A 14441-nucleotide genomic window follows, 5' to 3' on the forward strand; every position below is an offset into this window, starting at 1 on the left:
TCAGCGCCTCCCGCAGCGACGCCGAGTCCGACCGGATCACGGTCGGTTCCACGCCGGCGGCCGGGTCGCGCAGGGTGGCGACCCAGTCGCCCAGACGCCCGTCCCAGCGCCGAGCCCGCCAGATCCGGTGACCGGTGAACTCTTCCCGGAGTTGCCGGAGCGCCGGGTCCTCGCTCTGCGCATGCGTTTCCATCGCGGGGTTTTTCACTCTGAGTCCTTCATCTCAGGCCGCCCCGCTCTCACGGGCCGGACAGGTCGATTCAGTCCCGTGAACCCGAGCCGTGATCTGCCGCGTCCGTGCGTGGAGTTCATCGAGTTCCGCAGTGATCTCGGCGAGTTCCGCGAGCAGGAGCTGACGCTCTTCCTCGGTCAGTCCGACCGCCTTCTTCCTGGTCGTCGATTGCCGTGCAGGGGGAATGCGGACGACGGCGGCCCGCCGGTTGCCAGTCATCGCGCGTCCTCCGATCCGGTGAACCGGTCGAGCCGGTTGCGCAGCTCAGCCGCGCTCTGCCCGTACAAGGCACCCCACCCGCGCCGCTTGGCGACCCAGCGGCCCGAGCACTCGCGCGCGATCGACCAGCCGGGGAAGTCGGCTTGCAGGCCGTCCAGCAGTCGCTTGATCAGCGTCGACGTTCCGCTACCGGCGAGGCCGTTCACGACGTCACCACCTCGGCGCCGCCCGGACGGACCTGCTCGGCGATCCGCCGAGCCGCTCCCGGCATGTCGTTGACCGGGTGCTGGCGCCCGTCCTGGTCCCAGGAGAAGTACCGCCCGGAGTACCCGACGAAGACCCAGACGATGACCCCGCCCCCGTCGGTGAAGACGGCCAGGCCGGCAACGTCGTCACGGACCTCGGATCGAACCTCGTATTCGGTCAACTCGGCCCGCAGCCCCGCCAACAACTCGATCTCAGGAGTGGTGTCGGTGTTCACGCTTCTAAGGTGGCCGGGAGACACGTCACGTCGCATTACCGCCTGTATCGCATCCAGGACGGATCGTTCTCGTCTTGTCTCGTCTGATGCTCGTCTGTGTTACGTTCCTGCCGTCGGAAGGTTGGTGATGGCGAATCCCCCCGTACGGCTGAAAGTGCTACTTCGAGAGAAGCACTGGCAGACGCACCAGACGTTTTGCGGCGAATACGACAAAGCGGCAAAGGGCATTGACCCCGGCCTTGTCGGGAGTTGGCCCAGCCGAGCACAGTTCCACCGCTGGCTCAGCGGTGAACTCAAGGGGCTTCCGTACCCGCATCACTGCCGCGTGCTGGAGAAGATGCTCCCCGGCTGGACGGCTGAACAACTCTTCGAGCCGTGCCCGCCGAAGGAGTCCAACCAGCCGCAGAGCGACCCGGACGAACCCATGGCCCCCGACGTCGCCGAGCTGCTCACCACCCTTGAACACCACATCGACACCCCCCAGACCGGCGAGATCAGTTGGGGCACCACCACCCGCACGATCCCCGCCGCCAAGGCCCGGCTCGCAGCCGCCAGAGCAGCCACCAGCGACCACGCCCAGGACCTCGGCCGCAGACTCCTCCAACTCCAGCGCGACCGCCGCCTGAACGACGCCGACATCACCGAACTAGCCGGCCTTTCCGGCCACGTCGTCGAGCTGGCGAAGACCATCGGTCTAGAGATTGCCGAGGACGGCGCCGCGCGCTTGGAATACCGCTTCGACCTGCTGAACCTCAGTGATACGCCTCAGGCGCGCATGTCGCGTGAAGTGTGGTTCGAGCACACCACCGGCCCACTGTCCATCAAGCCGGTCCCCGACATTGACCGGCGCATCGCCATCCAGCGCATCCACGACACGACCAACCTCGCCAAGTTCGCCTTTCAGATCTCCCCGCCGCTACGGCCGGGGGAGTGGGCCCGCGTGGGCTATGTCTGCGAGGGCGGCAAGTTCGACCTGAACCACTACTGGCGCGAGGCGATGCCCCGCTACTGCCGCCGCTACGAGATCAGCGTCCGGCAACGCCGTGTCGACCTCGGCGGGTGCACCGCGACCGAGGAGCACCCGGACGGTTCGGAGAATTCCGCCACGGATAGCCTCGTTTGGGACGTCGAGGGTCAGGACGCCGTCATGTCGTTGACCCGTGACCACCTACGCCCGAACCAGTACGTGACGCTGCGCTGGGAGCCGATCCGTGAACCTGCGTGACGAGATCGAATCGACCCTACGAGCCTGGCACGCCTACGAGACCGGCCGCGGATCAGCCGCCGTCATCGACTTCGATTGCGCCCCCACCACCGCAGTCCCCGAACCGGCCAGCAGCCGCCTGGCTGTCCACCAGCGCCTCACCGACCTCCACGCCCGCGCCACCGAGACCGGAGCCGCACGCCTCGCCGCTCGCCTCACTGCTGATCTGGCATACCTCGGCGCTCTCCTCGGCGAACACGCCCCGCTCAATGACTATGTCCGGGCGACCCAGGGATGCCCGGCCGCCGGATGGCAGGACGGCTACATCACCCACCGAGGCGACCAGGCCCGCCAAGCCCTGACCGCCCTCGGCATCCAGTGGGGCCCCGACACCGCACGCGACCTCAACGCCATCGAAGGCCCCATCGAAACCGACGACGCCCCCGACGCGATCCGCCAGGCCGCCACCGACTACGAACAAGCCGTCCGCCAGGCCACCGGCAGCACGGCCCCGTTCAACCTCACCATCGAGACCACCGAGGTAGACGCCTACTGGGCGTACTGGCTGGATGGCGCCGGCGACAAGGTCCGCCTACGCCTCAACCTCCGCCGCGCCAGCTTCACCAAGGTCGCCGCCCGCCAATTCGCCCTACACGAGGTACTCGGCCACGGCCTCCAAGGCGCGAGCTGGTCAGCCCGAGCAGCAGCCGAAGACGTCCCCTGGGTACGCCTGATGTCAGTCCACGCCTCCCAACAAGTCCTCCTCGAAGGACTCGCCCAAGCCCTACCGCTCTTCATCACCCCAGACGACGAGCTGCTTGTCACCCGCACCAGGTTCGACCACTACAACCAACTAGTGCGCGCCGAGTTGCACATTGCGCTCAACCAGGGCGCGAGTATCGCCGAGCTGGCCGACCACGCCCGCTTCCGCATGCCCTGGATCAAGGACGCCGCCATAGCCGACCTCCTCACCGACCGAGGAGCCAACCCACAACTACGCTCCTACCTCTGGGCCTACCCCGCAGGTATTGACTGGTTCGCCAACCTCGCCGACGCCGACAAGCCCACGCGGAGCACCGTCCTACAGGCCGCCTACCGAGACCCGCTCACCCCGACCGACCTAGAGACCCTCTGGCCAGCAGGCCCCGCAATCGGCGGCCAGGACAGCTAAAACCGCAGGTCAGCTAGGCAACCCGCCGACCGGATGAGAACTTTCTATACGTCTTCAAGGGCGCCCGCTCCGCGGTCGCCGGCGGCCGCCCGCCCCGGCGCGCCAGGCATGCGGCCTGTCCCGTCCGGTCCCGCCGCGCCGCGTCGCCCGTCCGCCGTACAGCGTGGCTTGCATCGGGCAATCTCACTGAAACCTGAGGCCGAAGAGGCCGCCGCTTTCGTACTGATCCGTCAGGCGTACCGGGAGCACGATTGAATCTAGCGGGAGGTCCAGGTTATCTGGCAGATTGTCGCTATTGAGCGTCACAAGGTGCTGATAACCGACATCACGTGCCTCCACGTAACCAGTGCGCAATGCGGCACCGATCTGCCTGCTATCGACTCCATCGAAGATATGACTATCGTGTGCCACGAACGGCGGACAACGGTGCTCTGGCACGGCGATTTTCATCAAAGTAAGGTCGAAGCAGTAGGTGAGCATATTCGTGATTCCCTTGCTGCGCTCACCATCAATGGTTACGCCTATTTGCGGGCCGTTCTCGGTCCCCGAGATGACAAGTAGTCCGCCTCGATCGCCGTAGATCGAGTTAGACATCTCCTGAAAGATGACGGTTGCCCGGCTGAGCCCATTCGACCGTTCGCGAAAATCTCGCTGAAGACGCTCTTGTAGCTTCTGACGCTCAAGCCCCAGAGTGACTTGCTGGGATTCAAGCGCTTCAGCGGTGGCGTACCGTTGACTCAAACGTTCGACTTCGCCCTCGCGGCGCGCCAATTCCTTCTGCAACTCAGAAAAAGTTTCGAGTGCTCCGCCGGCCTGCAACAAGACCATGATCTCTGATCGGCGAGAGTCGAGTTCCTTGATCTCTCGCTCGCGTCTAGAGATCCTAGCCTCCGTGGCCGCTACCTCTTCCTGAAGATAAGCACGTCTGTTAGAAACTACTGATTCGTGGAAAGCGCGAACGTCCTCGTAAGACTTCAGCGCTACTCCTGGAAGTTCAACGCCAGCAAGCTCGTAGAGTAGCCGCAGCCGTTCGGGGTCCGGAGCGGGTTCCGTCCGGGCGTCATCGCCGAGTTTATCCAGATACCTCTTATCTAGAACATTCTCGTCATTGAGATCCGAGATATTCCTACTGAGCCTTGTTGCCTCTCCCTGCAACTCTGCATACTCATCGACTACACGAAAACTGCTGATCTGCTCAGTGAGTCGTGAGACCCCAGCTTGGGCAACAGCCAAAGCCGCCCGCAACTCCGCTGTCTTGCCAATCGATTCACCGAGCGCCCCGTCGCGGGCGGCCTTCCTCAACTCTCTAAGGGACTTCTCCCGTTGTCTTACAGCATCCCATCCTTGTGAAATGGTCCAATCAAGTCCGAGTAGGTAGGCAAGATTGACCTGCTGATCTGCTGTTGACTGTTGGGAGGTGTGTTTAGTCGTCTCTTGGAATCCGCCACTCCGCTCACGGCGGACAAGGTAAGAGAAGATCGAACGGGCCGAGGGCCCGCCGGCGGGCTGTTCCGGGAGACCGAAGAAATGCCTCGCTAGCAGGGTCTTCCAGACAGTGTTCGGGATTATGGCGCTCGGAGAGCCGACAACGGATTCCCAGCCGTCGACAATTACCTTAGCAGGGTTAGATCCTGAGCGACGAACGCGAATAGTAGGCTGGTCAGTATCATTATCGGTGTTCGGTGGCACTGGAACCTGTAGCTCAATACCGAACTCATATGGAGCCAGCGCCTCGTTGCGGAACAAGCTGGATGGGTCCGCATTACCCCCTAGAAGGAAATGCAGCAACTCTATGAGACTGCTTTTGCCTACGCCATTGCGAGTGTCTACCTCCTTGGATTGAGGGGTTACATCGGCAAGGAGAATATTGAGACCCGGGTGGAGTTCGAGTTCTTTAAATGACGGCAGAGAGCTGAAAACCCTAGTGATCATCGGGCTCGCCTAAGCGTGTTGGCTGGACCATGCTGAATAGCGCCCGTCGCGTATAGGAGATCCAATGCGAGGACGAACCAGTCGAAGGTAAGAGGAGGAGCGTCTCTATCTTCGCTTTTACCGTGCCGTACGAGATACCAAATACCGCTGACCGTTGCCGCCTCATCAAGTTCCTCAATGATCCGGGCACCGATAGTGAGGAGGGCACGATCGGCGGCGATACCTTTAGTCGGTAGGATCACCTCTAGCTCTCCTCTGGTGGTCTGAGAAATATGTCGCATTCCTGAAAGAAGTAAGCCAGAACACCGTACACGGCCACATGACGCGTAGGCGTCGCAATATCTGACCCGATCACCCATCTCCGAAGATCCTCATATATTGCATCCGGATCTAGGCCAGATCTGCGCAGTTCTTGGTACTTGTCCGCAAACGCGCGTGCCGTCTGATCCTTAAGAAGTTCGTCACTCACGCGCTGATAATAAGCGCGAACGGTCCGGGCGGGCGTAGAACCAAGCCTTATCAGTTGCCCTACCGCGTCGGACAAATGGTTATATTCAAGCTTATCTTCAGGAACTGGACGCAGATCGCCACCACTCGGAATGCGCGCTCGCTCCAGGTGATCCAAAACTGGCTGGATTTCTTCCATGCCAACATCAACGAAGTCAGCGATTGTCGGCACCGTTGGGAAGAGAGTCCGGAGATCCTTATGGCTTAGTCCCCTTACTCGCTCAGCCAGAGCTTCTCTGCCCCAGGGGAAGGCTACTTCGTTTTGCTGCTCTCTATTTAGATCGAGGATCGTCTTGAGGACTGTCGGCCCCACGCCTTCTCGATCATTGTGTACAAAGATCCAGCGGTCAATATAATTCTTCCAATGTGGAAGGCAGCCCTTGAAGTCGCTTTCTATCTTCTTCTTGGCGCCCGCTGCTGTAGGTTTGCGCGGGGCATACACGGCGAACACAGTTCGCAAGGAGATTATGTATCCATCATTCTTCTCGTCACCCTGTCGACCCCAAGGCCTGACGCGAACGAAGTCGCCATCCGGGTGTGCTCGTTCCATAATCTCCGAGAAGAATTCCTGGAACTCATCTTCGAAGCACTCCTGATAGCGGTCGCGAAAGGCCATCTCGTACAGAGCCATGACCTTATCGTTCACTCGCCCCTCCCGCGTTAAACATACAAATTATCGCATAACTTGCTATTTTTTTCAAATCTCTATTGAGTTAAGCTTGCACGACTCCAATCTTGGTGCCTTGATTGCCGGTGAACACTCCGAGCCTAGGAACAAGATCCCGGCTCCGTCGAGGTCATGGCCAGCCTCGGTCTGCCATCCGGGTCAACTGGACCAGGTCGCGCTGGTTTTCGCCCCAGACGGAACAGCCGCCACTCAGGACGAATCAGAGCAGGCTGGACGTGCCAGAAGCGGGGGTCTCGCGACCCCCAGCCCCCCGCGGGCCGGAGGGCACGCCCGCGCGAAGCTGTCTGTCACAGCGTCTCGCCGTTCGCGCGGGCGCACCCTCCGGGACGGGGTGCGGTGCTAACGGCGGTGCTAACAACGGGGTCGGATGACCTTGGACGGGTGTGGATGGGCCGGAGGTTGCCGCGCTGGTCAGGAGACCTGTGGGGACATGCCTGGACGGTGCTGATCTTGCTACGGATCAGAAGGTTAGGGGTTCGAATCCCTTCGGGTGCGCCCAGGTCAAAGCCCCCTTGCGATCCTCGCGAGGGGGCTTCGTGCTACCGGACTGACGTCCTGCCGGGCCGCGGACGGAGTGCGTCTCCCGTGCCGAGGTCGGCGGGAAATGCGAGCCGCGAATGAGAGATGGGACATCTCCGCCGGCTCGGCTGGTGGGGTTGCCGCGCGGGCGCACACCGATGAGGGGCGTCGTCGCCGGAGATGGTCGCATCTCCCGGATCGTCCTCGACGACCCACGAAGAACGTCTGGGGCGAGCCGATCGGCACTCGGTCAGGTGGAGAGGTACTCGTGGATGGAGCGGACGGCGGTGGCGCCCTCGCCTACTGCTGAGGCGACCCGCTTGATCGAGCCCCTCCGGACGTCTCCCGCCGCGAATACGCCGGGGAGGCTCGTCTCGAGGGGAACGGGGTCGCGGTCGAAGGGCCAGAGTCCGGGGGCCTCCTCGTGGATTTCGCGGCCCGTGAGGACGTAGCCGTGATCGTCGGTGGCGAGGGTGTCCGGGAGCCACTGGGTGTGGGGTTCGCCCCCGATCATGATGAACAGCGCGGACGCCGGGACCTGTTCGGTGGTTCCCGCCGCCCGGTCGGCGAGGGTCAGGCGTTCCAGGCGGCCGTCGCCGCCGCAGCCGACCACCTCGGTGTGGGTGCGGACGATGATGTTCGGGGTCGTTTCGATGGCGCGCAGCAGGTAGGCCGACGCCGACTTCGCCAGGCTGTCGCCCCGGACGACCAGGGTGACCGTGCGGGCGTGCTGGGCGAGGTGCAGTGCGCCCTGGCCCGCGGAGTTGCCGGCGCCCACGATGAAGACGTCCTGGTCCCGCATCGCGCGGCTCTCGCCCACGGCCATGCCGTAGAAGACACCGGCACCGGCGAGGTCCTCCAGGCTGGGGACGTTCAGCCGCCGCCAGTCGACGCCGGTGCTGATCAGCACGGCTCGAGCACGGACTTCGGAGCCGTCCACCAAGCGAACCACCTGATGGTCGCCGCGGTGTTCGAGGCCGACGGCCTGCTGGGCGAAGACGATGTGCGCGCCCATCAGCCATGCCTGCTCGCAGGTCCGCTCCATCAGGTGCCGGCCGGCGATGCCGTGCGGGAAGCCCGGATAGTTCCGGATCATGGGGCTGGTCCCGGCCTGCCCGCCGGAAAAGGCCCGTTCCAGCAGGACGGTGTCGAGGCCCTCGGACGCCGCGTACACCGCCGCCGTCAGGCCCGCCGCGCCGGCCCCGACTATGGCGACATCGCAGACTTTCAGGTCGTTGGTGACGTTGACTCCGATCGCGGACGCGAGGTCGGGGAGTTGCGGGTCCACGAGGGCCTTACCGTCGTAGCGGATCACCACGGGCAGCCGGGACGCGTCCAGTCCCGCCTCACGCAGCAGGCGCCGGCCGCGTTCCTCATCGGGCGGATAGACCAGGAACGGCAGGCCAAAGCGCACCATCAGGTCGCGAAGACGGTGGACGCGGGGGTCGTCCATCCGGGCGACGACGCGAAAGAGTTCGAAGGCCGGCTCCTGTTCCTCCGTCCACGCGGACAGGAACTCGCTCACCGCGCGATGCATCGATTCGTCGTTCGTCCACGGCCGTACGAGGTGGAAGTCGGCGTGGCCGAGCGCGATCGCCTGGACGGCCGGGCTGGTCGAGGAGTAGTCGCGGTCCACCATGAGGACGCGTTTGGCAGTGGGGTGCAACTCATGGGCCCGGGACAGGACGTCGGCGCAGGCGTCGTCCACCAGAAGGAGGGCGACCTTGTGCTCCTCCTGCGCAGCCTCCTGCAGCGCGGTGCGTGCCTCCTCGGCCGAGCCCGCGCCCTTCAGGGTGAACACCCCGCCCAGTCGGCGCGTCAGGTCGGTGAGCAACACGCGCCGTGAGCCCGGGTCGTGGTCCACCACGAGGATGACCGGTGCCGTCACCTGTACCAGCGTAATGCCTGGTGCAGAGCCGCTTCTCGGACGCAGCCGCGGAGCGGCGGCAAACGGGCGCCCTTTTGCCGGATCTTGGGCCCGGCGCGGGCCTCCGGTGGTCAGTGGGGGTGGGTGTCGGTGTTTGGGATTAGGTGGGTGAACATTGGGCGGCCTACGCCTAGGAAGGTGCGGCCCAGCATGCCGTTGATGAGGCCGGCGGCGGAGGCGTACCAGGCGCAGATGGCGGTGAGGATGCCGATGTAGCCGCCGATCTTGATGGTGGTCTCGCTGCCGGCGAAGTTGCCGATGAACAGGATGATCTCGGTGGCCTCCAGGGCGACGAAGACGGCGAGGACGGCCTGGTTGACCTGGGTGGCCCACAGCATCATGTAGGTGTTGAAGATCGCGAAGGCCAGCAGGATCCAGCCGAGGTCGTTGGCCTCCTGGGCGGGGGTGGTGCCGCCGGCGACGAGGACGACGTACAGGCCGAGGCCGATCCAGAAGCCGCCGTACGAGCTGAAGGCCGTCGCGCCGAAGACGTTCCGGTTGCGGAACTCCCACATGCCCGCGAGGACTTGGACGAGGCCGCCGTAGCCGAGGGCGTAGCCGAGCCAGGCGTCGGTGCCGTCGGTCCAGGCGGCGTTCTTGGCGGACAGGAGGAACGTGGTCAGGGCGAAGGCCGCGAGGCCCAGCGGCGCGGGGTCGGCGACCGCGTGCGGTGTGTGCGGTGTGGACTCTTGCTCGACGTGGGTCATGGTGCCTCCTCGGTGGAGTCCCGTCGCCGTGTCTCGCTCGGTCTCGTACGGGCCGGGCAGGGATGGACGAAGGAATGCGACAGCGGACGTCGGGGAAGGCCGCACCGTCGGTTACGGGAACGACGCCGTCCCATAGTGATCCGACCGCACCGGCATGCCGGGCATGCGGTGCGGTTCGGACGACGTCAGATGCGTCCTGAACTGCGGGACCGTTATCTGGGAGCGGTCCCCGTTTCGGATGATAACTCCCCTGAGGCGTCCGGTCAGGACTCCGTTCGCGGGATATTCCGGACCAATCACCACAAACTTAGGGCATTGAAGTTGGATTGGCGTGCTCAGATGGCCGGTGTGGTGATCAGGTTTCCCTCTCGGGGGGCTTTGATGGCCCTTGGTGTGGACGTTCTTTGCCCTGCTCAGTCGGTATTGCAGTTAGTAGTGCGAATAATCGATGAGAGGTAGTGAACGCGTGACCGGGGTCAGTCGACTACGGCGTCGCTGAAGGTCGGTGTGTCGCCCAGCACGGCGCGGTGGGAGCGGGGCTGGTTGCCGTCGATGTCGACGACGCCCAGTTCCGCGCCCAGTTCGGCGCCGATGAGCACCTGGCCGGTCCAGCGCATCCGGTCGGGGTGGCGGGCGAGGGCGTCGATCACCCGGCCGCTGAACTCCGGGGACTCCGCGCCGGCGGCGAACGACTGGTAGCGGTCGGGGACGCCCTCGAAGAGCGCCTTGTTGCGTTCGGTCTTGAGGAGGCCCATCCAGAGGGACACCGCGGCGACGTTGTAGGGCTTGAAGTCCACGGCCATGTCGTGGGCCATCTTGTCCACGGCGGCCTTTCCGGCGCCGTAGGCGGGTCCGTGCATGTAGCAGCGGCCGCCGAAGGACGAGGTGTTGACGACGAGGCCGGCGTTGTTCTCGATGAGCAGCGGGGCGGCGTAGTAGCTGGCGACGTAGGCCGACCGCATGCCCACGTCGAACATGCTCTGGAGTGCCAGCGGCTTCTCCCAGAAGGGGCCCTTGCGGGCCAGGCCGTCGGGGATCGTGAACGCGTTGTTGACGAGGATGTCCAGGGACCCCGACTCCCGCTCGACCTGCTTGAACAGGGCCTCGACCTGGGCGTCGTCGGAATGGTCGCAGATCACCGGGATGCCGGTGCCGCCGCGCTCGGTGATCTCCTGGGCGGTGGCGAGGACGGTGCCGGGGAGGTCGGACTCGGTGCGCGTGCGTCCGGTCACGTAGACCGTCGCGCCGGTCTCCCCGAGGGCCAGCGCGATTCCCTTTCCGGCGCCGCGGCTCGCCCCGGTGACGACCGCGACGCGGTTCTCGGTCAGACCCATTCGTTCCTCCCCGCCGCGAGGAATTCGAGCATCGCCGCGGTCGTCTCGCCGGATTTCTCCATCTGCATCATGTGCCCGGCCTTTTTGATCACCCGGACCGCGCGCAGATCGTCGTAGTGGTCGCCGAGGTGGTTCAGCGGGTCGTCGCCGTGCCACGCCTCCAGGTCGACGTCCTGTTCGCTTCCGATGAAGTAGAAGGGGACAGGGTTCTTCTTCCGTCCGGCATATGGCTTCCGGTACTCCCAGCAAAGGTCCATGGCCCGGTACCAGTTCAGCCCGCCGGTGAATCCGCTGCGGCTGTAGTCGGCGACGTAGAACTCCAGTTCCGTTTCCGTCAGCCATGTCCAGGGGAGGGGCGGCGTCTCCGGGAGGGCGTCGATATAGGTCGTCCCGGGCGGCTTCCGCCAGACGTCGAGGTAGTGGTAGTCGCTGGAGAGCGCGTAGAACAGTTTGCGCAGGAATTCGCGGGGCGCGGCGGCGAGGTCGCGGTCGGCGGCGCCGGGCTCGGCGGTGAAGTAGTGGATGTGGTTGAAGTGCTTGCGGCCCTGCCGGGCGGCGATCGTCAGCGGCGGCTCGGTGGACGGCGTGATGAACGGGTTCTCCAGCCCGATGATCGCCGCGATGCGCTCGGGGTGGTGGTAGGCGAGGTCGTAGGCGGCGAACAGGCCGAAGTCGAGGCCGCTGAAGACCGCTTTCTCCGCGCCCAGGTGGTCCAGCAGGCCGGTCACGTCGGCCACGATGCGGTCCGGGACGTACTCGCGGTGGTCGGACAGTCCGCTGGTCTGCCCCATGCCGCGCATGTCGGGCGCCACGACGCGGAAGCCGGCGTCCGCGATCGGGCCGATCTGGTGCCGCCAGCTGAACCAGGTGTGCGGGAAGCCGTGCAGCAGGACGACGAGCGGTCCGGTGCCCTGTTCGACGTAGTGGACGTCGAGGCCGTTGATCTTCGCGTACCGATGATTCCAGCCGGCCATGCGCGGTTCCTTTGGGGACGGGACCATCCGACCTCCGACTGTGCTGGACGCCGCCGCGCCCCGACACCCGTATGTCCCGCTCAGTGGGAGCGTCGGCCGTCCAGTACGGGCAGTGTGACGCGGACGGTCGTGCCGGCGCCGGGCGCGGAGCGGAGTTCGGCGCGGCCGCCGTGGGCGGCGGCGATGGCGGCGACGATGGGGAGGCCGAGGCCGGTTCCCGCCTGCTCCCGGCCCGCGCGGTGGAAGCGTTCGAAGGCGCGGGCGGCGTCCTCCGCCGACATGCCGGGGCCCTCGTCCGCCACCTCGATCAGGCCCGGGGCCAGACGGACGGTCGTAGGCGTCCCGGGGGGTGTGTGGGCGCGGACGTTGGCCAGGAGGTTCGCCAGCACCTGCCGTATGCGCGCCTCGTCGACGTTCGCGACCAGGGTCTTCGGGGCGTCCAGCGTGAGGGGACGGTCGGGTTCGGCGGCGGCCGCGTCCGCCACGGCGTCCCGCGCCAGTGCCGCCAGGTCCGTCGGGACGGGCTGCAGGGACGCCTCGCGGTCCAGCCGGGCCAGCTCCAGCAGGTCGGTGACCAGGTCGTTCATGCGGCGGGCCTCGTCCTCGATGCGGCGCATCGCGTCCGGCAGCTCGTCGGGGCCGAGGGCGCCGTGCCGGTACAGCTCCGCGTAGCCCTGGATGGTCGTCAGCGGGGTGCGCAGCTCGTGGGACGCGTCGGCGGCGAACTCGCGGACGCGGGCCTCGGAGCGGCTGCGCGCCCAGAACGCCTGCTCGATCCGCTCCAGCATGACGTTGATGGCGGCGGCGAGCCGGGCGGTCTCGGTGCGGTCGCCGGGGCCGGGCATGCGGGCGCGCAGGTCGCCGCCGACGGTGATGGCGTGCGCGGTGGCGGCCATCCGGTCGAGCGGCAGCAGTCCGCGGCCGATCAGCCACCGGCCGAGCACGATCAGCGCGGCGAGCAGCAGCGCGGCCGTCGCGACCTCCGACAGCACCAGGTTCCGGACGGCCGAGTGGATCTCCCCGAGCGGCGCCGCGACGACGACGGTGCCGTTCCGCCACGGCCGCGCGACGGCCCGCAGGCCCGGCAGCGAGAACGGTTCGAGGCCGCGGGCGCGGGCGGCGAGCTCGTCCGGGCCGAGCCTCTCGATCGCGGTGACGGCCGACGCCGGGTCCGGGGCGTCGCCGCTCAGGACCCGGACCCGTCCGGTCGGCCCGATGGCCAGCACCACGAACTGCGCCGGGGCGGCCCCCTGCTCGGGCAGGCCGGGGCGCAGCAGCCGCGTCACGGCGCGGTCGCGGGTGGCCTGGAGCTGCTCGTCCACCCGGTGCATCAGGTAGCCGTTCAGGACGAGCGCGCTGACCGCGCCCATGATCGCGAGCCCGGCGGTCGTGACGGCGAGGAGGCCGGTGAGCAGCCGGGCGTTGAGCGTCATGGCCGCAGCGAGTAGCCGATACCGCGGCGGGTGTGGATCAGCGGCTCGCCGAGCGGGTCGAGCTTGCGGCGCAGGTAGCTGATGTAGGTCTCGACGACCTGCGGGTTGCCGTGGTCCCAGCCCCACACGCCGGCGAGCAGCTGCCCGCGCGACAGGACGGCGCCCGCGTTGCGCATCAGGTAGGCGAGCAGGCGGAACTCGGTCGGCGACAGGTCGACGTCGACGCCGCCGCGGCGGACCGTCCAGTGCGCCTCGTCGAGTTCGAGGTCGGACACGCGCAGGACGGCGCCCGCGTCCGCCGGGGGCGGCGGCGGGGCCGTCCGGCGCAGGACGGCCCGCACCCGCGCGATCAGCGCCTCGATCGAGAACGGCTTGGTGACGTAGTCGTCGCCGCCGAGGGTGAGGCCGGTGACGGTGTCGGACGGCGTGTCCTTCGCGGTCAGGAAGATCACCGGGACCTGGTCGCCGTCCGCGCGGAGCCGCCGGCACACCTCGAAGCCGTTGACGCCGGGGAGCATGACGTCCAGCAGGACGAGGTCGGGCCGCTCGCGGCGGGCCGCGCGCAGCGCGTCCTCGCCGGTGGCGGCGGTGACGGTCGTGAAGCCGTGGAAGCGCAGCGCGACCTCGATCAGGTCGCGGATGTTGGCCTCGTCGTCCACGACGAGCACCCGCCGGCTCTCGCTCATCGCCCCCTCTTCGCTCCCGCGCGGACGAACCCTTCGTCCGAAGGTACCGTCCGCCTCCTCTGCGCTAGCGGTGCTTGGGGACGCGGATGAGGCGGGCGGTGCGGGTGTTCCCGGACCGTTCGCCGGCGACGAGCACCTGGTCGCCGTTGGCGAGGGCCTTGAGGGCGGACTTCTCGCCGTCCTTGCGGACGCGGGTGTCGCCGTTGGCCGCCCACGTCCAGGAGACGCCGTCCTCGCTGCGGACGGTGACCCCGCTGGACGACACGGACGTGATCTTGCCGTGCTGCCAGGTCGCGAGGTGGAAGCCGTCCTTGCGCTTGACGGTGGCCTCGCCGTGGACGCCGCGGAAGGTGCGCGCCTGCCGGAACGGGTGGCGCTTGCCCGGGTGGCCCTTGTCGGGACGGGCGTGGTGCGCAGTGGGGGAGGC

15 protein-coding genes and 1 pseudogene are annotated in these 14441 nt (G+C 66.5%); 2 read left to right on the forward strand and 14 right to left on the reverse strand.

Features of this window, described 5'->3' with window-relative positions; all coding sequences use genetic code 11:
• The 4 genes and pseudogenes from ETD96_RS27620 to ETD96_RS27635 all read right to left on the reverse strand — a co-directional run.
• Positions 1–193: pseudogene (locus ETD96_RS27620) on the reverse strand (hypothetical protein); the annotation flags it as partial.
• 30 nt (positions 194–223) lie between these two features.
• Positions 224–451, reverse strand: a complete 228-nt coding sequence (locus ETD96_RS27625) for a hypothetical protein (protein WP_138639416.1) — start codon at positions 449–451, stop codon at positions 224–226.
• On the reverse strand, positions 448–657 hold the full coding sequence (locus ETD96_RS27630; protein WP_138639417.1) for a hypothetical protein: 210 nt from the start codon (positions 655–657) through the stop codon (positions 448–450). The genes ETD96_RS27625 and ETD96_RS27630 overlap by 4 nt, the downstream gene beginning before the upstream one ends.
• Positions 654–932 (reverse strand): hypothetical protein, encoded by a 279-nt coding sequence (locus ETD96_RS27635; RefSeq protein ID WP_138639418.1) that lies wholly within the window; start codon positions 930–932, stop codon positions 654–656. The genes ETD96_RS27630 and ETD96_RS27635 overlap by 4 nt, the downstream gene beginning before the upstream one ends.
• Before the next feature lie 127 nt (positions 933–1059).
• On the opposite strand from ETD96_RS27635, the gene ETD96_RS27640 reads away from it, so the two are divergent.
• Positions 1060–2157 (forward strand): hypothetical protein, encoded by a 1098-nt coding sequence (locus tag ETD96_RS27640; protein WP_138639419.1) that lies wholly within the window; start codon positions 1060–1062, stop codon positions 2155–2157.
• Complete coding sequence (locus ETD96_RS27645; RefSeq protein ID WP_138639420.1) at positions 2144–3307, forward strand: hypothetical protein; 1164 nt, start codon at positions 2144–2146, stop codon at positions 3305–3307. The genes ETD96_RS27640 and ETD96_RS27645 overlap by 14 nt, the downstream gene beginning before the upstream one ends.
• Positions 3308–3490: 183 nt before the next feature.
• On the opposite strand, the gene ETD96_RS27650 is transcribed toward ETD96_RS27645, so the two are convergent.
• The 10 genes from ETD96_RS27650 to ETD96_RS45105 all read right to left on the reverse strand — a co-directional run.
• Positions 3491–5239 (reverse strand): ABC-three component system protein, encoded by a 1749-nt coding sequence (locus tag ETD96_RS27650; protein ID WP_138639421.1) that lies wholly within the window; start codon positions 5237–5239, stop codon positions 3491–3493.
• On the reverse strand, positions 5236–5598 hold the full coding sequence (locus ETD96_RS48220; protein WP_420884788.1) for an ABC-three component system middle component 6: 363 nt from the start codon (positions 5596–5598) through the stop codon (positions 5236–5238). The genes ETD96_RS27650 and ETD96_RS48220 overlap by 4 nt, the downstream gene beginning before the upstream one ends.
• Positions 5484–6392: an ABC-three component system protein gene (locus ETD96_RS27660; protein ID WP_138639423.1), complete on the reverse strand. Its 909-nt coding sequence runs from the start codon at positions 6390–6392 to the stop codon at positions 5484–5486. The genes ETD96_RS48220 and ETD96_RS27660 overlap by 115 nt, the downstream gene beginning before the upstream one ends.
• A gap of 811 nt (positions 6393–7203) precedes the next feature.
• Entirely contained in the window at positions 7204–8841 is a 1638-nt protein-coding gene (locus tag ETD96_RS27665) for an NAD(P)/FAD-dependent oxidoreductase (RefSeq protein WP_138639424.1), read from the reverse strand.
• Positions 8842–8951: 110 nt separating this feature from the next.
• Positions 8952–9587 carry an acetate uptake transporter gene (locus tag ETD96_RS27670; protein WP_138639425.1) on the reverse strand — a complete coding sequence of 212 codons (636 nt, stop codon included), beginning with the start codon at positions 9585–9587 and terminating at the stop codon, positions 8952–8954.
• 476 nt (positions 9588–10063) lie between these two features.
• The gene (locus ETD96_RS27675; protein ID WP_138639426.1) at positions 10064–10921 is read right to left on the reverse strand and encodes an SDR family NAD(P)-dependent oxidoreductase; all 858 of its coding nucleotides are present in this window, start codon (positions 10919–10921) and stop codon (positions 10064–10066) included.
• Complete coding sequence (locus tag ETD96_RS27680) at positions 10912–11895, reverse strand: alpha/beta hydrolase (protein WP_138639427.1); 984 nt, start codon at positions 11893–11895, stop codon at positions 10912–10914. Before ETD96_RS27680 ends, ETD96_RS27675 begins: the two co-directional genes overlap by 10 nt.
• Before the next feature lie 80 nt (positions 11896–11975).
• Complete coding sequence (locus ETD96_RS27685; protein WP_138639428.1) at positions 11976–13328, reverse strand: sensor histidine kinase; 1353 nt, start codon at positions 13326–13328, stop codon at positions 11976–11978.
• The gene (locus ETD96_RS27690; RefSeq protein WP_138639429.1) at positions 13325–14014 is read right to left on the reverse strand and encodes a response regulator transcription factor; all 690 of its coding nucleotides are present in this window, start codon (positions 14012–14014) and stop codon (positions 13325–13327) included. The genes ETD96_RS27685 and ETD96_RS27690 overlap by 4 nt, the downstream gene beginning before the upstream one ends.
• Before the next feature lie 64 nt (positions 14015–14078).
• A partial coding sequence (locus ETD96_RS45105; protein WP_171069262.1) for a DUF5666 domain-containing protein occupies positions 14079–14441 on the reverse strand: 363 nt, incomplete at its 5' end.

It is taken from the genome of Actinomadura geliboluensis, assembly GCF_005889745.1.
Lineage (GTDB): Bacteria > Actinomycetota > Actinomycetes > Streptosporangiales > Streptosporangiaceae > Spirillospora > Spirillospora geliboluensis.